Source organism: Lachnoanaerobaculum umeaense, assembly GCF_003589745.1.
In the GTDB taxonomy this organism is placed as follows: domain Bacteria; phylum Bacillota; class Clostridia; order Lachnospirales; family Lachnospiraceae; genus Lachnoanaerobaculum; species Lachnoanaerobaculum umeaense.
The window spans coordinates 2672276-2694688 of sequence record NZ_CP032364.1; the positions used below are offsets into that span (position 1 = coordinate 2672276).

General features: G+C 37.1%; 20 protein-coding genes. 12 read left to right on the plus strand and 8 right to left on the minus strand.

Annotated elements, in window-relative coordinates:
* Window positions 1-76 precede the first annotated feature (76 nt).
* Window positions 77-679, minus strand: a complete 603-nt coding sequence (locus D4A81_RS12460) for an AAA family ATPase (protein ID WP_111525097.1) — start codon at window positions 677-679, stop codon at window positions 77-79.
* Between the two features lie 45 nt (window positions 680-724).
* On the opposite strand from D4A81_RS12460, the gene D4A81_RS12465 reads away from it, so the two are divergent.
* Both D4A81_RS12465 and D4A81_RS12470 read left to right on the plus strand, forming a co-directional pair.
* Window positions 725-2155 carry a putative DNA modification/repair radical SAM protein gene (locus D4A81_RS12465; protein WP_111525098.1) on the plus strand — a complete coding sequence of 477 codons (1431 nt, stop codon included), beginning with the start codon at window positions 725-727 and terminating at the stop codon, window positions 2153-2155.
* Window positions 2155-2946 (plus strand): TIGR03915 family putative DNA repair protein, encoded by a 792-nt coding sequence (locus D4A81_RS12470; RefSeq protein WP_111525099.1) that lies wholly within the window; start codon window positions 2155-2157, stop codon window positions 2944-2946. The genes D4A81_RS12465 and D4A81_RS12470 overlap by 1 nt, the downstream gene beginning before the upstream one ends.
* 302 nt (window positions 2947-3248) lie before the next feature.
* Here the strand turns inward: D4A81_RS12470 and D4A81_RS12475 are convergent, their stop codons facing one another.
* The 7 genes from D4A81_RS12475 to D4A81_RS12505 all read right to left on the minus strand — a co-directional run bounded on the left by D4A81_RS12475 (window position 3249) and on the right by D4A81_RS12505 (window position 12616).
* Window positions 3249-4937: a peptide ABC transporter substrate-binding protein gene (locus tag D4A81_RS12475; RefSeq protein ID WP_111525100.1), complete on the minus strand. Its 1689-nt coding sequence runs from the start codon at window positions 4935-4937 to the stop codon at window positions 3249-3251.
* A gap of 199 nt (window positions 4938-5136) precedes the next feature.
* Window positions 5137-6789 carry a peptide ABC transporter substrate-binding protein gene (locus tag D4A81_RS12480; RefSeq protein WP_111525101.1) on the minus strand — a complete coding sequence of 551 codons (1653 nt, stop codon included), beginning with the start codon at window positions 6787-6789 and terminating at the stop codon, window positions 5137-5139.
* A gap of 26 nt (window positions 6790-6815) precedes the next feature.
* The gene (locus tag D4A81_RS12485; RefSeq protein ID WP_111525102.1) at window positions 6816-8474 is read right to left on the minus strand and encodes a peptide ABC transporter substrate-binding protein; all 1659 of its coding nucleotides are present in this window, start codon (window positions 8472-8474) and stop codon (window positions 6816-6818) included.
* A gap of 46 nt (window positions 8475-8520) precedes the next feature.
* On the minus strand, window positions 8521-9573 hold the full coding sequence (locus D4A81_RS12490) for an ABC transporter ATP-binding protein (RefSeq protein ID WP_111525103.1): 1053 nt from the start codon (window positions 9571-9573) through the stop codon (window positions 8521-8523).
* On the minus strand, window positions 9558-10583 hold the full coding sequence (locus tag D4A81_RS12495; protein WP_111525104.1) for an ABC transporter ATP-binding protein: 1026 nt from the start codon (window positions 10581-10583) through the stop codon (window positions 9558-9560). The genes D4A81_RS12490 and D4A81_RS12495 overlap by 16 nt, the downstream gene beginning before the upstream one ends.
* A gap of 12 nt (window positions 10584-10595) precedes the next feature.
* A complete protein-coding gene (locus tag D4A81_RS12500) occupies window positions 10596-11642 on the minus strand; it encodes an ABC transporter permease (protein ID WP_111525135.1) in 1047 nt (348 codons plus the stop codon).
* A gap of 56 nt (window positions 11643-11698) precedes the next feature.
* On the minus strand, window positions 11699-12616 hold the full coding sequence (locus D4A81_RS12505) for an ABC transporter permease (protein WP_111525105.1): 918 nt from the start codon (window positions 12614-12616) through the stop codon (window positions 11699-11701).
* Between the two features lie 433 nt (window positions 12617-13049).
* Between D4A81_RS12505 and D4A81_RS12510 the strand changes: the two genes are divergently transcribed.
* From D4A81_RS12510 to D4A81_RS12555, 10 genes are all read left to right on the plus strand, one after another.
* Entirely contained in the window at window positions 13050-13361 is a 312-nt protein-coding gene (locus D4A81_RS12510) for a hypothetical protein (protein ID WP_111525106.1), read from the plus strand.
* 2 nt (window positions 13362-13363) lie between these two features.
* Window positions 13364-14431 (plus strand): V-type ATPase subunit, encoded by a 1068-nt coding sequence (locus D4A81_RS12515; protein ID WP_111525107.1) that lies wholly within the window; start codon window positions 13364-13366, stop codon window positions 14429-14431.
* Complete coding sequence (locus tag D4A81_RS12520) at window positions 14428-16353, plus strand: V-type ATP synthase subunit I (RefSeq protein ID WP_111525108.1); 1926 nt, start codon at window positions 14428-14430, stop codon at window positions 16351-16353. Before D4A81_RS12515 ends, D4A81_RS12520 begins: the two co-directional genes overlap by 4 nt.
* A gap of 70 nt (window positions 16354-16423) precedes the next feature.
* The gene (locus tag D4A81_RS12525; RefSeq protein ID WP_111525109.1) at window positions 16424-16849 is read left to right on the plus strand and encodes an ATP synthase subunit C; all 426 of its coding nucleotides are present in this window, start codon (window positions 16424-16426) and stop codon (window positions 16847-16849) included.
* A 10-nt stretch (window positions 16850-16859) separates the two neighbouring features.
* Window positions 16860-17168, plus strand: a complete 309-nt coding sequence (locus D4A81_RS12530; RefSeq protein ID WP_111525110.1) for a V-type ATP synthase subunit F — start codon at window positions 16860-16862, stop codon at window positions 17166-17168.
* An 88-nt stretch (window positions 17169-17256) separates the two neighbouring features.
* Complete coding sequence (locus tag D4A81_RS12535) at window positions 17257-17838, plus strand: V-type ATP synthase subunit E (RefSeq protein ID WP_111525111.1); 582 nt, start codon at window positions 17257-17259, stop codon at window positions 17836-17838.
* The gene (locus D4A81_RS12540) at window positions 17838-19604 is read left to right on the plus strand and encodes a V-type ATP synthase subunit A (RefSeq protein WP_111525112.1); all 1767 of its coding nucleotides are present in this window, start codon (window positions 17838-17840) and stop codon (window positions 19602-19604) included. The genes D4A81_RS12535 and D4A81_RS12540 overlap by 1 nt, the downstream gene beginning before the upstream one ends.
* Before the next feature lie 11 nt (window positions 19605-19615).
* Window positions 19616-21043, plus strand: coding sequence for a V-type ATP synthase subunit B (locus D4A81_RS12545; RefSeq protein WP_111525113.1), 1428 nt, complete (start codon window positions 19616-19618; stop codon window positions 21041-21043).
* A gap of 2 nt (window positions 21044-21045) precedes the next feature.
* Window positions 21046-21663, plus strand: a complete 618-nt coding sequence (locus tag D4A81_RS12550) for a V-type ATP synthase subunit D (protein ID WP_111525114.1) — start codon at window positions 21046-21048, stop codon at window positions 21661-21663.
* Window positions 21663-22349 carry a TIGR01906 family membrane protein gene (locus D4A81_RS12555; RefSeq protein WP_111525115.1) on the plus strand — a complete coding sequence of 229 codons (687 nt, stop codon included), beginning with the start codon at window positions 21663-21665 and terminating at the stop codon, window positions 22347-22349. The genes D4A81_RS12550 and D4A81_RS12555 overlap by 1 nt, the downstream gene beginning before the upstream one ends.
* Window positions 22350-22413: the final 64 nt, after the last annotated feature.

Genomic DNA, 22413 nt, shown 5'->3' on the forward strand with positions numbered 1-22413 from the left:
CAAAGGAAATCTCCACACGTTTATTACGGTCTTTTCTTTTTCCGGCTCTACACTCACTTGGCTTTTCTCCCCCCTTTCATTGTATATTACCCTCCCTAAGTACTTTCATAGGCTTTAATGCCGGAATTGCGCCATAGTTTCCTGCAATATATTTCTTTGACAAAACCTCATCTCTGCGAATCTTATTCCCATCTTCATCCTTAAACTCTCCCAACGAATAAAGTTCTGATACTCCATCATTATTTTTAGATACCATCCATATCTCATCTCTACAAAGTAAATCGTTTGAAAACTGCCATATATCATACGTTGTAAAAATAAGCTGTGTATTTCTTGTATTTATCTCAGGTGATAAAAATGTCAATATAATATTTCTAACAAGCATGGGATGTAGTCTGGCATTTAGTTCATCTACAAACAATGTAGCACCCTTGTCTAAAACCTCTTTCACCGAAGGATATAAAGCAAACATTTTTAAAGTTCCACCGGACTCTTCTTTTAAGGATATAGAAGACATTCCTTCGCTACCAACCTTTTTATGAATTGTATCTATTAAATATTTGTTATCTGTATTCTCTTCTCCATCCGATTGAGATTCCTCTACATTAAAATCCCTTATTGACTCATCGAAAGTCGAAATATATTTCACCATGTTTTTTTGAACTTCTTTATTATTCATAAAACCATATTATCTACATAAAAACCTCTATTGACACACGAACATATGTTTGTGTATAATTTATTTATGATAAACATATGTTCTAAAGAAGATATTTTAAAAAAGCTTGAAATACTCTCAGACGCTGCTAAATATGATGTTGCCTGCACTTCAAGTGGAGTGGATAGAAAGGGAAAAGGAGGAATGCTTGGCAACGCTGTAGCCGCAGGAATATGCCATACTTTCAGTAGCGATGGAAGATGTGTTTCTTTGCTTAAGATACTTATGACTAACCATTGTATTTTTGATTGTAAATACTGTATTAACAGAAAAAGTAATGATATAAGACGTGCATGCTTTACTCCAAGAGAGATTTGCAAGTTGACTGTGGAATTTTATAAAAGGAATTATATTGAAGGGTTGTTTTTAAGTTCCGGTATAATTAACAGTCCGAACTTTACTATGGAAAAGATCTGTGAAACTCTTATTCTGTTAAGGAATGAATACATGTTTAACGGATATGTCCATGTTAAGGCTATACCCGGTGCCTCTGATGAATTACTTTTACAGGCCGGCTCTCTTGCAGACAGAATGAGTGTTAATATTGAGTTCCCTACTGAATCAAGCCTAAAAAAATATGCTCCCAATAAAAGCTTTCATCTTATATCAGATCCTATGAAAAAAATAAAGGATTCCATAGAGATGAATAGGTTAAGTACCGGAAAGAGTTCGAAGCTCCCAAGAAGCAATATAAATAAATATCTTCCCGGAAGTATATTTAATGATGTAGCCCAAATTGAAGGGGATAGTATTTTAAATTCATTACCTATCACTAAACAGGCTAATGTTCGACCATTTGTGCCGTCCGGCCAGAGTACACAAATGATTATAGGTGCCGGTGATGACAGTGACTATACTATCCTTATGACTGCACAAAATCTATATAAAAGTTTTGACTTAAAAAGGGTATTTTATTCCGCATATATTCCTATTAATGAGGATTCATCCCTACCAACCCTAAATACACCTGTGCCGCTTTTAAGGGAGCATAGGCTTTATCAAGCTGATTGGCTTATTAGATTTTACGGTTTTAATGCACAGGAGCTTCTAAGCAAAGAGAATCCGGACTTTAACACCTATATGGATCCTAAATGCAATTGGGCTGTTAAGCATTTGGAGTTCTTCCCTGTAGAAGTACAAACAGCTGATATATCCAGTCTGCTTAGAGTACCCGGCATAGGTCCTAAGGCTGCAAAAAGAATTGTAAGTTCTCGCAGATACTCCTTGCTTGACTTTAATTCCATTGCCAAGATGGGTGTAGTCTTAAAAAGGGCACATTACTTTTTAACCTGTAATGGAAAAATGATGTACAAAACCTTATTGGATGAAAAATATATAACAAACAGACTTATTGGTTTAAATAGTAATGAGAACTATCAACACAGCTACAAAGCTGAAAGGCAGTTATCTCTATTTGATGATTTTGGATTAAAATAATGAAAATATTTACATATGATGATAACTTTTACGCCTTGGCATCATGTATCTACACAGCTTGGGAATACAGTCTTTGCCATAAGGATGAAAGTATAAAACTGCAGAAACATTTATTTACACAGCAAAATCTTTTTTCGGAAAATATATATGTAAGCACAGATATTAATAAAGCAAAAAAGGTTATAGAAAGTATTAAGCACAAACTTTCTATGCGAACATATGAGATTGTTTATATGGCTTTCTTATATTATAAAGATACGGGAAATGATATTTATAATTACCTGAAACTTGCTTTTAAATATGGTAAAAAAATCAATTATATGTCAGGTGAGGAAATTGTTATGAAACTTTTAAAGTTTCAAACAGCAGTCAACCGTGAAATTCACTCCTATAAAGAGGTTACAAGATTTAAAGAGGTGGATGAGGATCTCTTTTTGGCAACTATAGAACCAAAGCATGATATACTTGCCGAGCTCTCCTATCATTTTAAAGATAGAATGCCTTCTCTTAACTGGAGCATTATAGACTCTTCAAGAAGTATTGCCCTAATACATCCAAAGGACAGTGACTGTTACCTACAAATAGTTGAAAAAAGCACGCTTGAAGCTGCTACAAAGTTAAATGATATAAAAAATCCTTATTCCAAACTTTGGAAAACATTTTTTGAAAACATTTCAATAAAAGAAAGGGGAAATGTAAATCTACAAAGACAAAATTGCCCTCTTAGAAAAAGAAAGTATATGACTGAGTTTATAGATGAATGGTTACAGTTCAGGTACCATATATCTTGAGACTTTTAATTTTACAATCCTTGTAGCGTTTAACTCTTTCGTGAAAACGAGACTCAGATTAAGCAGCCTGTGACTTGTTTGAGTGCAGTTCGCTGCTCCCCAAGCGAACAAACGAGTTTTTGCAGACTGCGTAAAATCCTGCGAAGTTTTAAGAAAGAGTTGCGATTAGGATTGTAAAACAAAAGCTCTAAAGGGGCTACCTGAACTGTAACGATGAATGATAAGTATATAAAAAGGAGTTGTCGTTTAATATTAACGACAACCCTCTTTTATACTAAAATGTACGCTTTATTTTTCAATTATTACTCTGCTATATCTGCATACTCAAAATGCCAGAATCCGTCAGCTGAATGCCAGCTGCCTGTTATCTTATCACTCTGAAGATAGAAATCATTGTAATAAAGAAGCGGAACCATAGCTGTATCCTTCATTATAAAGTCTTCAGCCTGATGTAAGTATCCGAATCTTGTCTGTGGATCTTTCTCTGTAGCCGCCTTTTCCATAAGAGCATCAAACTCAGGATTGCTGTACTTAGCACTGTTATTTCCATTTCCTGTTGATGCAAGCTCTAATATATTTGAAGGGTCATTATAATCCATTACCCAACCATCTCTTGCTATCTGATAGTTTCCTGATCTTCTCTGTGGTGTAAATGACTTCCACTCAACTATATTTACCTGTACTTTAAGGCCAAGCTCACCCCATGCCTGCTGTAAATATTCTGCTATCTTCTTGTGATAACTTGCATCATTTGTTGAGTAAACCATCTCAGGTAATCCGACACCATTCTCATATCCTGCTTCTTTTAAAAGCTCTTTAGCCTTTGCAAGATTAGCTGCATGATCATCAATATTTATATACACAGATGGATCTGTTATATGGTCTTTCCATGCAGAGCCGTCCCAGTCTGTTACTCCCTCACTTACAAAGCCTGTTGCAGGAGTATATGTACCTGCTGTAATTGTCTCTGAAATATACTTTCTGTCTAGAGCAAGTGAAAGTGCCTCTCTTACTCTTGAGTCTTTAAACTCATCTAAGTTATTATTTAAATCAAGATAGTATGTTCCAAGTATAGGATCTACATGGAAGTCAGATCTTGTCTTTAATGTTGTGATCTCCTGTGTAGGAACTTCCTTTATCATTAAAGCATCACCCGATTCATATGCACTGAAAGTCGCATTCTGATCATTCATAAGAAGGCATTTAATACCGTCAAGCTTTACAGAATCTGCATCCCAATAGTTCTCATTTTTCTCAAACATAAGGTAACTTCCCGGCTTCCACTCAGTAAGCTTAAAAGGACCTGTTGAAATATATGTTTTAGGATCGATACTCCATCCGTCAGGATTTGCCTCTACTACATCCTTCTTAACAGGTGAAAGAGAAACAAATGATGCAAGCTTATCAAAATATGGTGTAGGCTTTGCCATATGTACCACCAAAGTCTTATCATCTGTTGCCTCTACTTTTAATTTTGTAGGATCCGGATCTACTGTAGTATTACCTTCTTCATCAGGCAAACCTATAGCTTCCTCATATCCTTCTACCATTCCCAGCACTGTCTGTGCATATGGTGCCGCAACATTTGGATCAACCATTCTCTGCCAGCTGTATACGAAATCTTCTGCTGTAAGATCTGAACCGTCTGACCACTTTAATCCGTCTCTTAAGTGGAATGTCCAGGTGAGCTGGTCATCACTTATTTCATACTTCTCGGCAAGTCCCGGTACTATCTTTCCGTCTTTATCAACCTTTAAAAGATTGTCAAAAGCAAACAAGATATAGTTTGCACCGTCTACGGCAGAGTTAAGTGCAGGATCAATTGACTCTACATCCGGTCCGAGCTGAATTGTAAGAATCTTCTTACCGACAGCTGTTTGTGTAGTATCACCATTTTTTGCACCATCACCACCTGATTTTGAACCACCACACCCTGAAAGGGCCATTGCACCGGCTATTGCCAATGCGGCAACAATAAATCTTTTTTTCATTAATTCCTCCTCCATTTTTAACTTTATTCAATTATATGAATAAATATACCATAATTGAATATCTTTGTCTACCCTTTAAATTAAATAAATAATATCTTGACAAGTTAAAACATTAGAAACTCAAATTTATGCATCAAAGATTATCAATATTTATACAAAAAGAGTCGGAAGTAAAATTCCGACTCTAAAATATAATATATTATTCTGCTATATCGGCATACTCAAAGTGCCAAATACCGTCTGATGTATAGAAGCTGTCTATAAGCTTATCGCTCTGAAGATATGTCTCATTTTGATACATTAGCGGAATAACTCCGGCATCTTTTAATAGAAGTTCCTCAGCCTGATGGAAATATCCGAATCTTGTCTTTGCATCAGACTCTTGTGCAGCCTTATCAAGGAGCGCATCAAACTCAGGGTTTTTGTATTTTGAGTTGTTGTTTCCGTTTGTACTGTATACACACTCAAGAAGATTTGAAGGATCGTTATAATCCATTACCCATCCGTCTCTTGCCAACTGATAGTTTCCGGATCTTCTCTGCGGCATAAATGACTTCCACTCAACAATGTTTACCTCAACATTTATTCCAAGCTCTTTCCAAGCCTGCTGTAAATACTCTGCAACCTTCTTGTTGAGACCTGCATCATTTGTTGTATATGACATAGCAGGAAGTCCTACTCCGTTCTCATATCCGGCTTCTTTTAGAAGTTCCTTAGCCTTTGCAAGGTTTACTTTAAAATTATCATTATCAATATATACAGACTTGTCTATTATATTATCAGCCCATGCGCTTCCGTCCCAATCCACTACACCGTCAGGGATAAAGCCTGTTGCAGGTGAATTTATACCTGCAGTAATAGTATCCGCCATATACTTTCTGTCAAGTGCAAGTGCAAGTGCCTCTCTCACCTTAGGATCCTTAAACTCTTCCAAATCATTGTTGATAGCGATATATGATATTCCAAGCTTAGGACTGGACTTATAATCCGGTCTCTTCTGCATTGTTGTTATCTCCTGCACAGGGTAATCCTTAATCATTAAGGCATCTCCCGACTCATATGCGCTAAAAGCCGCATTCTGATCCTGCATAAGGAGGCATTTGATACCGTCAAGCTTTATGGCATCCTTATTCCAGTAATTTTCATTCTTTGTAACCAATAAATAACTTCCCTGCTTCCACTCTGTAAGCTTGAAAGGACCTGTTGAGATATATGTCTTAGGATCAAGACTCCATCCGTCAGGATTTGCCTCCACTACGTCTTTCTTTACAGGTGAAAGTGCTGCAAATGCCGCAAGTCTGTCAAAGTATGGTGCAGGATGTGACATATGAACAACCAAAGTCTTATCATCCGGTGCCTCTACCTTAAGCTTTGTGATATCAGGATCTATTGTAGGATTACCGTCCGCATCAGGCTTACCTATAGCCTCATCATAGCCCTCTACCATTCCAAGTACAGTCTCTGCATATGGAGCGGCAACCTCAGGGTCAACCATTCTCTGCCAGCTGTATACAAAGTCGTTAGCGCTAAACGCTGAACCGTCAGACCACTTAAGTCCGTCTCTTAGATGGAAAGTCCATGTAAGTCCGTCATCACTTACTTCATATTTCTCAGCCAAACTTGGCGCTATCTTGCCGTCCTTATCAAGTCTAAGCAAGTTGTCTGATATCATTGTTAAATAGTTTGCACCGTCAGCTGACTGATTGAGTGCAGGGTCAATTGTTTCAACATCAGGTCCTTCCTCAATAGTAAGAATCTTTCCGCTCTTACTTGCGGATTTTGAACCTCCACATGCTGAAAGTGCTACTGCTGCAGCAATTGTCAGTGTAGCCAAAAACAATCTTTTTCTCATAAATTCTCCTAAAATTCTAATATTTTTTATTCTGCAATATCGGCATACTCAAAGTGATAGATACCGTCAGCTGTGTGATAGCTGTCTTTTACCTTATCGCTCTGAAGATACATCTCATTGTAGTAAAGAAGCGGTGTTACACCCATATCTCTCATAAGCATCTCTTCAGCCTGATGGAAGTAACCATATCTTGTCTGTGGATCTATCTCGGCAGCAGCCTTCTCTAAGAGTGCATCATACTCAGGATTAGAGTACTTTGAACTGTTATTTCCGTTTCCTGTCTGTGTAAGCTGAAGGATATTTGAAGGATCATTGTAATCCATTACCCAACCATCTCTTGCTATCTGATAGTTTCCTGATCTTCTCTGTGGTGTAAATGACTTCCACTCAACTACATTTACTTCTACATTAATGCCCAACTCTTTCCAAGCCTGCTGTAAATACTCAGCAATCTTTTTATGATAGCTTGCATCATTTATTGAATATGTAAAAGTAGGAAGTCCTTCACCATTTGGATGTCCTGCCTCTGCCAAAAGCTCTTTAGCCTTTGCAAGATTACCTGCATGATCTTCAATATTGATATATACAGAAGGGTCTGTAATATTATCTGCCCAAGGTGAACCGTCCCAATCTGTTACACCTGAACTTACAAATCCGCTAGCAGGAGTATATGTACCTGCTGTAATAGTCTCTGAAATATACTTTCTATCAAGTGCAAGTGAAAGTGCCTGACGCACTCTTGCATCTTTAAACTCCTCTAAGTTATTGTTTAAGTCGATAAAATATGTTCCAAGCTGTGGATCAAGGTGATAATCAGATCTCTTCTGCAATGTTGTGATCTCCTGTGTAGGAATATCCTTAATCATCAAAGCATCTCCGGACTCATATGCACTAAAAGCTGCATTCTGATCCTGCATAAGGAGACATTTGATACCGTCAAGCTTTACGGCATCCTTATTCCAGTAGTTCTCATTCTTCTCAAGCATTAAATAGCTTCCTGATTTCCACTCTGTAAGCTTAAATGGACCTGTAGAGATATATGTCTTTGGATCAAGTGTCCATCTGTCAGGATTTGCCTCTACTACATCCTTCTTTACCGGTGAAAGTGCTGCAAATGTTGCAAGCTTGTCAAAATAAGGTGTTGGTGTTGCCATATGAACAACCAAAGTCTTATCATCGGTTGCCTCAACTCTAAGCTTTGTAATATCCGGATCTATCGTAGGATTACCGTCTGCATCAGGTAAACCTATAGCCTCTTCATAACCTTCCACCATTCCAAGAGTTATCTCAGCATATGGTGCAGCAACCTCAGGGTCAATCATTCTCTGCCAGCTGTATACGAAATCATTAGCTGTTAAATCTGAACCGTCTGACCACTTTAAACCGTCTCTTAAGTAGAATGTCCATGTAAGTGCATCTGCGCTTGACTCGTACTTCTCAGCCAAACTTGGAGCAATCTTTCCATCCTTGTCGACTCTAAGCAAATTATCAAAAAGATATGTGAGATAGTTTGCACCATCATTTGTTGTATTAAGTGCAGGGTCAATTGACTCTACTTCCGGTCCCAATTCGATAGTAAGAATCTTGCCTCCATCCTTTTTTGCTGACTTTGATCCGCCGCCACATCCTGCTAATACAAGTGCACCGCTAAGAATCAATGTCGCTAAAACCAATTTTTTCTTCATAAATCCTCCTATAAATTTTATATTTAAAACCGTCCGGTTCTAATATTTAGTTTATCTTTTCTATATTATGACAGGCAACAAAATGCCCTTTTTCCATCTCTCTCCATTTTGGAACTTCCATTGCACACTGTTCTGTAGCATATTTACATCTAGTTCTGAAGTGACATCCACTTGGCGGATTAAGAGGTGAAGGAACCTCTCCCTCAAGTACTATTCTTGATCTTTCTCTGGAAACCTTAGGATCTGCTACAGGTATAGCAGAAATAAGACTCTGTGTATATGGATGCAATGGCCTAAATATAATCTCAGCACTCTCTGCAAGCTCCACCATCTTACCAAGGTACATAACACCAATTCTGTTGCTTATATGATTTACAATAGAAAGATCATGTGCAATAAACAGATATGTAAGCCCTCTCTCTTTTTGTAAATCCTCAAACATATTTACAACCTGAGCCTGTATGGAAACATCCAGTGCAGATACCGGCTCATCTGCAACAATAAAATCAGGGTCAACTACAAGTGCTCTTGCGATACCAACTCTTTGTCTCTGTCCTCCCGAGAACTCATGAGGATATCTGTTGGCATGCTCTGAGTTAAGGCCTACAGTTTGTAATACCTCTATAATCTTGTCATGTCTATCCTGTTTTGAAGCTGCGATCTTATTGATATCTATAGCCTCACCTATAATATCTCCTACTGTCATTCTTGGATCAAGTGATGCATAAGGATCCTGGAAAACTATCTGTAGTTTTTTTCTGTAGGGATACATATTTACTGCTGTCTTTTTACCAAGTTTAGGCACACCATTTTCTATGATATCATTCCCGTTTTCATCTACAAGAGGTACTTTCCCGCTGTCAAACAGAACTTGATCCTTATATATAATTCTACCATCTGTAGGCTCATAGAGTCTAAGTAAAGATCTACCTGTCGTAGTTTTACCACACCCCGACTCTCCTACAAGCCCCAAAGTTTCTCCCTTTTCAATATAGAAAGAAACATCATCTACAGCTCTGACATATTTTTTATTTTTACCAAAACCTCCGACAGGGAAGAATTGTTGTAAATGTTCAACTCTAATTATTTTTTCAGACATCCTGATTCTCCCTCCGTCTTATTTTCCTTTGCATCTTCTTCAAGCTCATTTAACCAGCACTGTGAATAGTGAGTTTCACTAAAATTCTTTACCGGTGCCATTTCTCTTAAGCATATCTTCATGCAAGAGTCGCATCTGGAAGCAAATGGACAACCCTTTGGAGGGTTGAGCATGTCTACAGGTGAACCCTCAATAGGAACAAGTCTTTCATACTCCGCTTCATACATCTTTGGAATACTCTTTAAAAGCCCCTTTGTATATTCATGCTTTGGATTATAAAAAATCTCATCTGTAAGACCGCTCTCTATAATCTTTCCTGCATACATAACCGCTATTCTGTCACAAATATTTGCAACCACACCAAGGTCATGTGTAATCATAATGATTGCCATACCAAGCTTATTTTTAAGTTCTATCATAAGCTCTATAATCTGTGCCTGAATTGTAACATCAAGTGCTGTTGTTGGCTCATCCGCTATCAAAAGCTTAGGCTCACAGGCAAGTGCCATAGCGATCATAACTCGCTGTCTCATACCACCTGAAAGCTCATGTGGATATTGCTTAAGTCTCTTATCAGGTTCATTTATTCCTACCAAAGTAAGAAGCTCTTTCGCTCTTTCTCTAGCCTCTTTTTTGTTCTTATCTGTATGTAGAAGTATAACTTCCATTATCTGGTTTCCGATAGTATATACCGGATTCAAACTGGTCATAGGGTCCTGAAAGATTATTGAAACTTCATTTCCACGGATTTTTCTCATCTCTTTTTCACTCATTTCATTGATGTGATATCCATTGAAATATAAATCTCCACCTATAATCTTTCCCGGATTTGCTATAAGCCCCATAAGTGAATAGCTTGTAACACTTTTTCCGGATCCTGACTCTCCTACTACTCCCAATACTTCTCCCTCATTCACATAGAAGGAAACATCATCTAAGGCTTTCACCTCTCCTGCCGGAGTAAAGAAGGAAAGTCTCTCATGTTCTATATCTACAAGATGTTTACTCATAATTACCTTCCTTTAATTCTTTAGCTTAGGGTCAAATGCATCACGGAGTCCGTCACCCAAAAGGTTAAGACTAAGTATTATCAAACTGATAAGTATTGCCGGTGCAAATAAAAGATGTGGATATGATTGCAATCCTGTAATGGCATCTGAAGCAAGTGAACCAAGAGATGGCATTGGAACAGCCACACCCAGTCCCAAAAATGACAAATAACTTTCTGTAAATATAGCAGAAGGTATTTGCAATGTAGTTGTAACTATCAATGTACCGATAGTATTTGTAAGCAAGTGCTTTCTGATTATCTGTCCACTCTTTGCTCCAAGTGCTCTGGCAGCTGTAACATACTCCTGCTCCTTTAACACAAGTATCTGTCCACGAACAATTCTTGCCATACCTACCCAGTACAAAAGCGCAAAAACTATAAATATACTTATCAGATTTATTCCAAGAATATTGATCCATCCAAATCCCGGTGCAGATGCCAAAAGCTTCATTGGTTTCTTGAGTGCAAATGTTAAAAGTATGATAAGTAGAATATCAGGAACTGTGTATATAATATCTACAATTCTCATCATTATAAGATCCACCCATCCACCTGAGAATGCTGCAATAGAACCATAAATCGAACCGATAATAAGTACAATAAAAGATGCCAAAAGTCCTACTATAAGTGAAATTCTAGCCCCCATCATTACTCTGATTGCATAATCTCTTCCAAGACTGTCTGTACCCAGTATATGTGGAAATATCTTCTCTCCTGCAGCTATTCTTGTCATCTCATTTGCTGAGTACTGCATAGGCATAAGTCTCTCACTACCTTGTAACTGTGTTGCATAATCATATGGATAAAAGATTGGTACAATAAATGCAAGTATCAATATAACAAAAAACACTGCCAAAGATACAAGTGCTACCTTATTTTTTAAAAGTCTTCGAAATCCGTCCTGCCAGAAGCTGACACTTTGACGCATCACTACCAAGCTTTCTTTTTCTTCTTTGCTGACAGGCAAAAAATCTTCAGGCGATAAATTTAAATGCCCTGAAATAATATGTTTGCTCATTTTATATAGAGCTGTCACAAAGATATATGTGACAACCTTCTCCTTTCTTATAGGCTTTACTTTAGTTTTATTCTTGGATCAATGATTGTATATGCGATATCTACCAAAACATTCATCACTATAATAAGTGTTGCCAGGAATATGGTAGTTCCCATAATAACTGTGTAGTCCTGATTTATAACCGAACTTACAAACTCGCCTCCGAGTCCCGGAATAGTGAATATCTTTTCTACAACAAAGCTACCTACAAGAGTATATGCTACAAGAGGTCCCATATATGTAATAATCGGCAGTATGGCATTTCTAAGTGCATGTTTAAACAAAATAACATTCTCTGAAAGTCCTTTTGCCCTTGCTGTTCTCATATAATCCTGTCCAAGTACATCCAACATTGAAGACCTCATCTGTCTTGCAATATAAGCTGTAGGGTAAAATGAAAGTGCCAATACAGGCATTATATAATTTAATGGTGATGTTAGACCATATGTTGGTAGAAGCTCAAGCTTAACGCCTAATGTATACATAAGAATAGTACATACTACGAAACTTGGTACCGCTATTCCCAAAGTCGCAAACATAATAATCAGTCTGTCAAGGACTTTTCCCCTATTAAGTGCGGCAATAGAACCTAGTGGAACTCCAAACATTAGTGCGAGGATTATTGATATTCCTCCCACTCTTGCAGACACCGGAAATTTACTGGATATTATCTGAGCTACATCTCTTCCTCTCTGCTTTATACTTATTCCAAAATCTCCCCTTAAGGCATTTTTAAAATAATTAACATACTGCACTGTAATAGGTTTATCCAAACCATATTTTACTTCCAATGCTTTTTGAGCTGCTTTTGAAATCGACTTATCCGCAGCAAACGGGCCTCCGGGAACCTGCTGCATAAGGAAAAACGTCAAGGTTGATACAATAAATATAGTTGCCAGTCCAAATATCAACCTTTTGATAGTATACTTTAACACAATATCCTCTCCTTTACTTTTGTTCTTTACTACTCTGAGTCATTAAAGTATCTTGCCTATATCTTATGCTTTTAGAATATTTCAACATAGAAATAAAAGCTTATACAACAAAATAGTAGGCAAGCACCTTCGGTAAATACTGCCTACTTCTTCCGCAATTATACAATATTTAATATTTTTTTTCAAGTCTATGTTCGTATAGTATGTACTTCTGTTCGTTATCATAATACACATCTATGTATAAATATACCAAGATTATTAACTTGCAAAATTTTTATGAAATTTATTCAATCTTTCTCTTTACTTTTTTCAAAAAAGGTTTATCATTATTTTCATCAAATGTGTTTCTTCCTATTAAATGTAGTGGGAAGCATATTTACAGTGGTTTGCCTTACGTGGTATATCACATAATACATTTTACTAAGGAGGTTTTATGGATGATATAATAAGTAGACTTTCAGAAATCGAAGACTCGTCTCAAAGCTATATTGATGATGCGACTCTAAGAAAAAAAGAAATCGCTGCTGAAATAAACGCTAGAAAAGAGCTTTGGAAGCAAGACCTTGATGCAAAAACAAAGGCTCGAATTGCCGAATTGCAGGAATCTATGAATATCTCAAAAGAGAAGAAGATATTAGAACTCAAACAGCAATCAGAAACAGCTTTTAAGAATCTGCAAGACATGTATGACACTAACCATGATAAATATGTGGATATGCTGTTTTCAAATATGATCAAGGAGTAGCTATGGGAAATTTATTTCAGTGCTCTTCCCTTACTACAAAAGTTCGTTCGATGTCAAGCGATCTAATAGACATTGACGGGTTCAAATCTTTATGTGAATGTGAAAGTATCAGTGATGCAATAAATGAATTGATGCATTATAAATATTACAGTGATGCATTCAAGAATACAGATATCAGCACATTACATCGTGAAGATATCGAACAAATATTACTACTAAGTAGTCTGGAGGAGTTTTCAAGACTCTATAAATTCAACTCCGGCACTCCCAGAAAATATCTAAATTTAGTATCTATGTACAATACAATGTATGTATTAAAGCGTATGCTCAGAGACATTCTTAGTCATAGACCAACATCTTTGGATTTGAAACCATACACAGGGCATTTAGGTGCTAATATGCATTTAAATATTGATGATTTACTGTCTGCAAAGGATGTATCACAGTTTATTGAATCTTTAAAAAATACCGAATATTATAATTGTTTAAATGAAGTATTTTCTAAAGGTGCTAATAATATATTTGAATACGCACTTGCACTCGACTCATATTACTTTGATATTTGCTTCAGATTTGCAAACAAAGAATTAAAGGGGGAAGAAAGCAAGGAGATCTTATCAATCCTTGGAACAAGATGTGATTTCCTAAATATGCAATGGATATATAGAACTAAGAAATACTACAAAGTTAAAGATACCGAAGTATACTCTACACTTATCCCACACTATTACAAACTAGATATAGATGAGATAAAGCAGATGGTGGAAGCTGACAGTCTTGAGGAATTTGAAGCACTGTTTGATGCCACATATTATGGTAAACTCTCTTCAAAGCTTTTTAAAACCAAGCCCGGTATAGAGGAACTTTATGTAGCTGCTCTTGAATATCTGTACAATAAAAATAAAAAGAAAAACCCATATTCATTGGCAACACTTAGCTACTATTTATTTTTTAGAGAGTTGGAGATAAGCAGAGTCATAGAAATAATAGAATCTATCAGGTATTCACTACCTGCAGATGATATTATAACTAAGATTTTAAAACTTAAAACAAGGAGGTCTTTCGCATGATTGAAAGAATGGAATTCTTGAATATCACAGGCCCGAAAGACGATATTGACAGGATCATTGAGACATATATCAGTAAGTACGATTTTCAGTTAGAAAATGCACTGTCCGAACTGAAAAATGTCAAGGAATTGCATGCATTTACTGACAGCAATCCTTATAAAGACATTTTATCCAGATCAGAAGAGCTGAAAGAATACTTTAAGGATAAAAAAATACAAACAGATCGTCACATGAGTATCGAAGAGGCCGACAAAATAACTCGTACACTTTCAGACAAGGTTTATGATTTTTCACAGAAAAAGAGTGAGCTGGAAGCAAAACTTGCAGAGTACGAAGAGAAACTAAAGAATGTTCACTATTTTATAGGGCTGGATTATGACACTGAGAAAATCCTTCATTTTAAATATGTAAACTTCAGATTCGGTTCTATGCCGAAGGAATACTATGAAAAGTTCATGTCATTTGTATATGATGACATTGATACTATTTTCTATAAGGCAAGAGAAATAGATGATAAAGTATGGGGTGTTTACTTTGTACCCGATTCTATAGCTGAACAAATAGATGCCATATACTCTTCTATGCATTTCGAGAGATTTTTCTTGCCAGATGAATATCATGGTACTCCGGAGGTTGCCAGCACAAAGCTTGAAGAAAAAATCAAAGAATTGAAGGACAGTATACTTGCTGTTGACAATAAGATAATAAAAACTCTTGAAGACAGCCATGAGGATTTCCTTTTAGCAAACAAAGTACTTTATAGATTCAACAAAGTATTTGAAGTCAGAAAGTATGCAGCTGCTACCAGAGACAATAGAAAAGATAAAAAGGTATTCTTTATTATCTGTGGATGGTTGACAGAAAAAGATGCTGATAGACTGGCAAAAGAACTTGAAAACGAACCAAGTACATTTTGTATTGTTGAGAGAGATTTATCTAAAGTCCTCAGCACTCCACCTGTAAAGCTTCACAACAATTTCATCTTCAAACCATTCGAGATGTTTGTTGAAATGTACGGCTTACCTAATTATAAAGAATTTGATCCTACCATACTTATAGCTTTGACCTATTCCATTATATTCGGCTTTATGTTCGGAGATGTTGGGCAGGGACTTGTGCTTATGATACTTGGTGGCATCATAGCCTATAAAAAGAAATCGAGACTTGCTGCAATTATTGCCCGATGCGGTTTTTTCTCTACAATATTCGGATTCTTATTCGGTTCGATATTTGGATTTGAAGATATAATAAACCCTATTTGGCTAAGACCTGCAAAGGCTATGACTGCACTTCCGGTTATAGGAAATTTAAATACAGTCTTTGTTGTAACTATTACTCTTGGTATGTTTATCATAATATTTATGATGATATTAAGTATTTTAACAAAACTCAAGTTTAAAAAACCGGGAGAGGCATTATTTGATACAAATGGTGTAGCCGGACTGGTATTCTATACCTCAGCACTTATTACTATTATATTGTTTATGACCGGCAACCCCCTGCCTGCATCCATAGTACTACTTATCATGTTTGTACTTCCTCTAATTTTAATTTTCTTCAAAGAGCCTTTATCAGCTATGTTAGAAAAGAAGAAAGTACATCTTGAGGGTGGTACCGGAATGTTCATTCTACAAGGATTCTTTGAGCTTTTTGAAGTGCTTTTAAGCTACTTCTCAAACTCTCTTTCCTTTGTCAGAGTGGGGGCCTTTGCAGTCAGCCATGCGGCCATGATGGAGGTAGTACTTATGCTTTCAGGTGCCGAAAGCGGTAATATCAACTGGATTGCAGTAGTGCTTGGAAACATCTTTGTAATGGGTATGGAAGGTCTGATCGTAGGTATACAGGTATTGCGTCTGGAATACTATGAGTTATTCTCAAGATTCTATACCGGAGATGGCAGAGCATTTAAGCCTTACTCATAGTGAGCAAATCAATTTATCAACCGGTATGACTTTATCATACAAATTTATATAGTTTAGTTAGGAGAAAAAAATGAATACATTAGTAAAAATAACATTGTCAGTAGCTCTTATTTTAAGCATTGCCGTTCCTTTCATAGCATTTATGATAGGTGAGAAAACAAAGGGTAGATATAAGAAAGCCCTTGCCGGAAATGTAGTTATGTTCTTCGGTGTTATGATAGTTGCAACTGTATTGTTCTTATCAGGCAATGCTTATGCCGCATCTGAGACAGCTGCTTCATCTGCTACAGGATTTGGATATCTAGCTGCTGCTCTTTCAGTAGGTCTTGCCTGTGTAGGTGGTGGTATAGCCGTATCTGCTGCAGCTTCTGCCGCACTTGGTGCTATCAGTGAGGACGGCTCAATACTTGGTAAGTCACTTATTTTCGTAGGTCTTGCAGAGGGTGTTTGTCTTTATGGACTCGTCGTTGCTTTCATGATCCTTGGTCGTTTATAAAGGCAATTCTATGAAAATGTATCTTATAAGTGATAATGTGGATACTCTTACAGGCATGAGACTTGCAGGAGTAGAGGGAGTGGTGGTTCATGAAAAAAATGAGCTTACCGATGCCCTAAATTTCGTTATAAACAGTAAAGATATAGGTATAGTACTTCTTACTGAAAAGTTTTCAAAAGACTATCCTGATCTTGTAAACAAATATAAGATGGAATCACATATACCACTCTTTATTGATATACCGGACAGACATGGTACCGGCAGATCTGAAAACTTTATTACAGATTATGTTAATGAAGCTATTGGATTAAAACTATAATTTCTTGTAAGAGATTGGTCTTACATTTGTACTTTCAGTTTGGCATTTGCCAAACTGATATATTAAGATTAAAAAGGTAGGTATTATCTTGACAATAGAAGAAAAACTACAGCATTTTAGAGAAGCTTGCGTGGCAGAGGCCATGGCTGCAGCTGAAAAAATAATTTCAGATTATAAAACTGCTTTAGAGAAGGACCTTTTGGACTACCAAAACAGTGAGACAAAGCTTGCTGACATGGAGGTAAAAACAGAAGCTACAAGAATTGATAAAGAGACTAATAAGCAGCTCGCTCTTGAACAGATAAAACTACGAATGGAGCTTAGTAAGAAAGCTGACGAATTAAAGGAAAAAATATTTACTCAGCTTGAAGAAAAATTAGCCAATTATCAGTCCAGTCCTGAATATGAGGCATTACTTGATTCGCAGATAGAAAGAGCATTGAAATTTGCAGGCAATGATGAAGTAAAAATATACATAGATCCAAATGATGAGAATTTAGCACATAGTCTTTCTGCTAAACATGATATTGATATAGCTATCAGCAAATATCCTTTTCATGGAGGTATGAGAGCTGTCATTCCTGCCAAAAATATACTGATTGATAATTCTTTTGAGAAAAAAATAGCAGAAGCAAAAGAAAAGTTTGATGTAGAGATGGAGGTACTATAATGGCAACTACAGGTATTATATTTGCAATAAATGGACCGATCGTGAAAACATCAAATGATTCCGGTTTTGAAATGCATGAAATGGTATATGTAGGAAAAGAAAACCTTGTCGGTGAGGTAATAGGTCTTACATCAGACGCAACAATAATTGAGGTTTATGAAGAAACCGGTGGTATAAAACCCGGAGAAATTGTTACCGGTACAGGCTCTCCTGTTTCTGTAACTCTTGCACCCGGTATACTAAATAATATCTTTGACGGTATAGAAAGACCTCTAAGCGAGATAGCAAAGGTTGACGACACTTATATATCCAGAGGTGTAAGTGTAGATTCACTTGATACAAAAAAACTTTGGAAAACTCATATTACAGTAAAACCCGGACAGGCTATAGATGGTGGTACTATTATTGCTGAAGTTCCTGAGACTCCTGCAATAATGCATAGAGTAATGCTCTCTCCACACCTTAAAGGTTATGTCTTGGATGTAGTAGATGATGGTGAATATACTATCAATGATAAGCTACTAACATTGCAACTTACAGATGGCAGTGAGATTCCTGTCAGTATGACGCAGCATTGGCCTATTCGTGTTCCGAGACCTACAAAGAAAAGATTTCCGGCAAGCGTTCCGCTTATCACAGGTCAGAGAATTCTTGATACTCTCTTTCCTCTTGCAAAGGGTGGTACTGCTGCAATTCCGGGAGGTTTTGGTACAGGTAAGACTATGAGCCAGCACCAGATTGCAAAATGGTCTGATGCAAATATTATTATTTATATAGGTTGTGGTGAGCGTGGTAATGAGATGACTCAGGTACTTGAGGAATTCTCAGAACTTATCGACCCTAAGACCGGCAATCCTTTGATGGACAGAACAACTCTTATTGCAAATACTTCAAATATGCCGGTGGCAGCCAGAGAGGCTTCTCTTTATTCAGGACTGACACTTGCAGAGTATTATCGTGATATGGGTTACGATGTTGCGATCATGGCAGATTCTACTTCCAGATGGGCAGAGGCACTTCGTGAGATATCAGGACGACTTGAAGAAATGCCTGCCGAGGAAGGTTTCCCGGCATATCTAGCTTCCAGACTTTCCGCATTCTATGAGAGAGCCGGTATGATGCAAAATCTAAATGGCAGTGAAGGTTCAGTTTCTATTATCGGTGCGGTTTCTCCACAGGGTGGTGATTTCTCAGAACCTGTAACACAAAATACCAAGAGATTTGTACGCTGCTTCTGGGGACTTGATAAGAGACTTGCATATGCAAGACATTTCCCGGCTATACAGTGGCTTGACAGCTATTCAGAGTATTTAACTGATCTCGCTCCTTGGTATGCAGAACATGTAAATAAGAACTTTGTAGAATACAGAAATAGACTTGTATATATACTAAATCAGGAAGCATCATTGATGGAAATAGTGAAACTTATAGGTGCAGATGTTTTACCTGATGATCAAAAGCTTGTACTTGATATAGCTAAGGTTATAAGAGTAGGTTTCCTACAGCAAAATGCATTCCATAAGGATGATACTTGCGTTCCACTTATAAAGCAGTACAAGATGATGGATGTTATACTCTACCTCTATCAGAAGTCAAAAGCTCTTGTACATCAGGGAATGCCTATGAGTGTTTTGCATCAGGACAGTATTTGGGACAGAGTCTCTTCTATAAAGTATGATGTTCCTAATGATAAGCTTGAGATGTTGGATGATTACAAAAAAGACATTGACACATTCTACGAAAAGGTACTTGAAAAGAATGCATAGGAGGTAAAAACATGTCAATAGAATACCTTGGACTTAGTTCCATTAACGGACCACTGGTAGTTCTTGAAGGTGTCAAGGGTGCTGCCTATGATGAAATTGTAGAAATGACAGTAAATGGCAAGGAGAGGCGTCTTGGCAAAATCATAGAAATAAACGGTGATAAGGCGGTCATACAGGTTTTTGAGGGAACAGACGGTATGGCACTTAGAAATACCCATACCAAACTTACAGGAAAACCTATGGAAATAGGCGTTTCAGAAGCAATGTTTGGTAGGACCTTCAATGGTATCGGGGAACCTATAGACGGTCTTGGCAGTGTAGAAGCAGAAAAAACTATAGATGTTAACGGTAAGCCACTAAATCCGGTTACCAGAGAGTATCCAAGAAACTATATCAGAACAGGTATTTCCGCCATTGACGGACTTATGACTCTTATCAGAGGTCAAAAGCTCCCTATCTTCTCAGGTAACGGTCTGCCACATGATGAGCTTGCTGCACAGCTTGTGCGTCAGTCATCACTGGGGGATACAAACAATGGTGATGAGAAATTTGCAGTAGTATTTGCAGCCATGGGTGTAAAGCATGATGTGGCAGATTTCTTCCAGAGAACCTTTGCTGAGAGCGGTGTTAGTGACCATGTTATCACTTTCATCAATCTTGCAAATGATCCTGTAGTAGAAAGACTTATTACTCCAAAGGTAGCACTTACAGTTGCTGAGTATCTTGCCTTTGAAAAGGGTATGCATATACTTGTAATACTGACAGATATGACTTCCTTTGCAGAGGCAATGCGTGAGGTATCCTCTTCTAAGGGGGAGATTCCTTCAAGAAAAGGATTCCCTGGATACCTTTATTCCGAGCTGGCAACCATATATGAAAGAGCGGGTATTGTTAGCGGTGTGAACGGCTCTGTTACACAGATTCCTATACTTACAATGCCAAATGATGATATCACTCATCCTATTCCGGATCTTACAGGATATATCACTGAAGGTCAGATAGTTCTTGATAGAGATCTAAACGGTCAGTCAATCTATCCGCCTATCTCTGTACTTCCTTCACTTTCAAGACTTATGAAGGACGGCATTGGTGAAGGCTTTACTAGAGCCGACCATCAAGATGTAGCAAATCAGCTCTTCTCTTCCTACTCTAAGGTAGGCGATGCCAGAGCTCTTGCATCTGTTATCGGTGAGGATGAATTGTCTGATACGGATAAGCAATATCTAATTTTTGGTAGAGCCTTTGAGCAGATGTTTATCGGTCAATCAATCAATGACAATAGAACTATTTTTGATACATTGGAAATAGGCTGGAAACTTCTTGGCCTTATGCCAAGAGGTGAGCTTGACAGAATTGATACTAAAGTTCTCGATCAGTATTATAAGCCTACATTACTTGATGCAACAGGTGATATAGTTCCTGCTGCAGTAGAGGATTAGTTATGAATATTAATACATTCCCAACCAAGGGTAATTTGATAGCCTCAAAAAATTCCCTGGCACTGGCAAGACAGGGCTATGGCTTGATGGATAAGAAAAGAAATATTCTTATTCGTGAGCTTATGGGACTGATTGATGAGGCTAAAGAAATCCAGAAAAAAATAGATACAACATTCAGTGCCGCATATCAGGCACTGATGTATGCCAATATTGAGTTAGGCATTGATTTCGTGTCCGATGTAGCAGGTTCCATACCTGTCGAAGAGAGTATACAGATAAAAACCAGATCTGTAATGGGTACTGAAATTCCTCTTGTCAGATTTGATGATGCTCCAATAACTCCCACTTATACTTACTATTCTACAAGAGAGTCACTTGATAGAGCCAGAGAATGCTTCAATGAGGTAAAAAGGCTTACTGTCAAACTTTCTATGATAGAAAATTCCGCATATAGACTGGCAAGCAATATAAAAAAGACTCAAAAAAGGGCCAATGCCCTAAAGAATATTACTATTCCAACCTATGAAACTCTCACCAAAAATATTACCAATGCCTTAGAGGAAAAGGATCGTGAGGAGTTTACAAGGTTGAAGGTTATAAAATCCTGGAAAGATGCATAATGAAACTAATGAGATTCTTCTTAGGGCTTATATTCAGCTTTTCACTGATGTTTATTGTGCTTATTACTTCCATTGAAATCGCTGCATATTCCGACTTTTCCTTTTATGAAAAGGAGTATAATAAATATGCAGTAACTACCTTTGTAGGCATATCAATGCCTGAACTTGTGGATATTACAAAGGATATGATGAGCTATTTAAAGGGACGTAGAGAAAATATATCTGATATACGGGCGAATATAAATGGAGTAGAAAATGTTCCTTTCTTTAATGAAAAAGAAATCGCCCATATGGAAGATGTAAAAGAGCTTTTTACTGCTGCGGCATATATAAGACACCTGCTTGTCGCAGTCAGTATAATTTGCCTTATATTATCCAAAATATTTAATGGTAGGATATTAGATTTTCTTTCAAATACACTTATATTCGGTACATTATTTACACTATGTATATCCGGTATTCTTGTATTTATCATTTCAGAAAACTTTGAAAAATACTTTATCCTTTTTCACCATATGCTTTTTGAAAATGATTTTTGGATCTTGAATCCTGCTACTGACAATCTGATAAACATGGTTCCGCAAGGCTTCTTTGTGGATATAACAAAGAGAATATTGATTGTATTTTCTGCATTTATTATCTTTATGATAGGCAGTGGTATGGCCCTTAGGAAAAGCTATAAATAAGGTGTAGATATAACACCTTATTTTTATTTGCATTAAAATTGATATTGTGATAGATTATGTTTTT

Coding starts and splice junctions, on each gene's coding strand:
- D4A81_RS12460 (WP_111525097.1), bottom strand. CDS start 679: ATGAATAATAAAGAAGTTCAAAAAAACATGGTGAAATATATTTCGACT.
- D4A81_RS12465 (WP_111525098.1), top strand. CDS start 725: ATGTTTGTGTATAATTTATTTATGATAAACATATGTTCTAAAGAAGAT.
- D4A81_RS12470 (WP_111525099.1), top strand. CDS start 2,155: ATGAAAATATTTACATATGATGATAACTTTTACGCCTTGGCATCATGT.
- D4A81_RS12475 (WP_111525100.1), bottom strand. CDS start 4,937: ATGAAAAAAAGATTTATTGTTGCCGCATTGGCAATAGCCGGTGCAATG.
- D4A81_RS12480 (WP_111525101.1), bottom strand. CDS start 6,789: ATGAGAAAAAGATTGTTTTTGGCTACACTGACAATTGCTGCAGCAGTA.
- D4A81_RS12485 (WP_111525102.1), bottom strand. CDS start 8,474: ATGAAGAAAAAATTGGTTTTAGCGACATTGATTCTTAGCGGTGCACTT.
- D4A81_RS12490 (WP_111525103.1), bottom strand. CDS start 9,573: ATGTCTGAAAAAATAATTAGAGTTGAACATTTACAACAATTCTTCCCT.
- D4A81_RS12495 (WP_111525104.1), bottom strand. CDS start 10,583: ATGAGTAAACATCTTGTAGATATAGAACATGAGAGACTTTCCTTCTTT.
- D4A81_RS12500 (WP_111525135.1), bottom strand. CDS start 11,642: ATGAGCAAACATATTATTTCAGGGCATTTAAATTTATCGCCTGAAGAT.
- D4A81_RS12510 (WP_111525106.1), top strand. CDS start 13,050: ATGGATGATATAATAAGTAGACTTTCAGAAATCGAAGACTCGTCTCAA.
- D4A81_RS12515 (WP_111525107.1), top strand. CDS start 13,364: ATGGGAAATTTATTTCAGTGCTCTTCCCTTACTACAAAAGTTCGTTCG.
- D4A81_RS12520 (WP_111525108.1), top strand. CDS start 14,428: ATGATTGAAAGAATGGAATTCTTGAATATCACAGGCCCGAAAGACGAT.
- D4A81_RS12525 (WP_111525109.1), top strand. CDS start 16,424: ATGAATACATTAGTAAAAATAACATTGTCAGTAGCTCTTATTTTAAGC.
- D4A81_RS12530 (WP_111525110.1), top strand. CDS start 16,860: ATGAAAATGTATCTTATAAGTGATAATGTGGATACTCTTACAGGCATG.
- D4A81_RS12540 (WP_111525112.1), top strand. CDS start 17,838: ATGGCAACTACAGGTATTATATTTGCAATAAATGGACCGATCGTGAAA.
- D4A81_RS12545 (WP_111525113.1), top strand. CDS start 19,616: ATGTCAATAGAATACCTTGGACTTAGTTCCATTAACGGACCACTGGTA.
- D4A81_RS12550 (WP_111525114.1), top strand. CDS start 21,046: ATGAATATTAATACATTCCCAACCAAGGGTAATTTGATAGCCTCAAAA.
- D4A81_RS12555 (WP_111525115.1), top strand. CDS start 21,663: ATGAAACTAATGAGATTCTTCTTAGGGCTTATATTCAGCTTTTCACTG.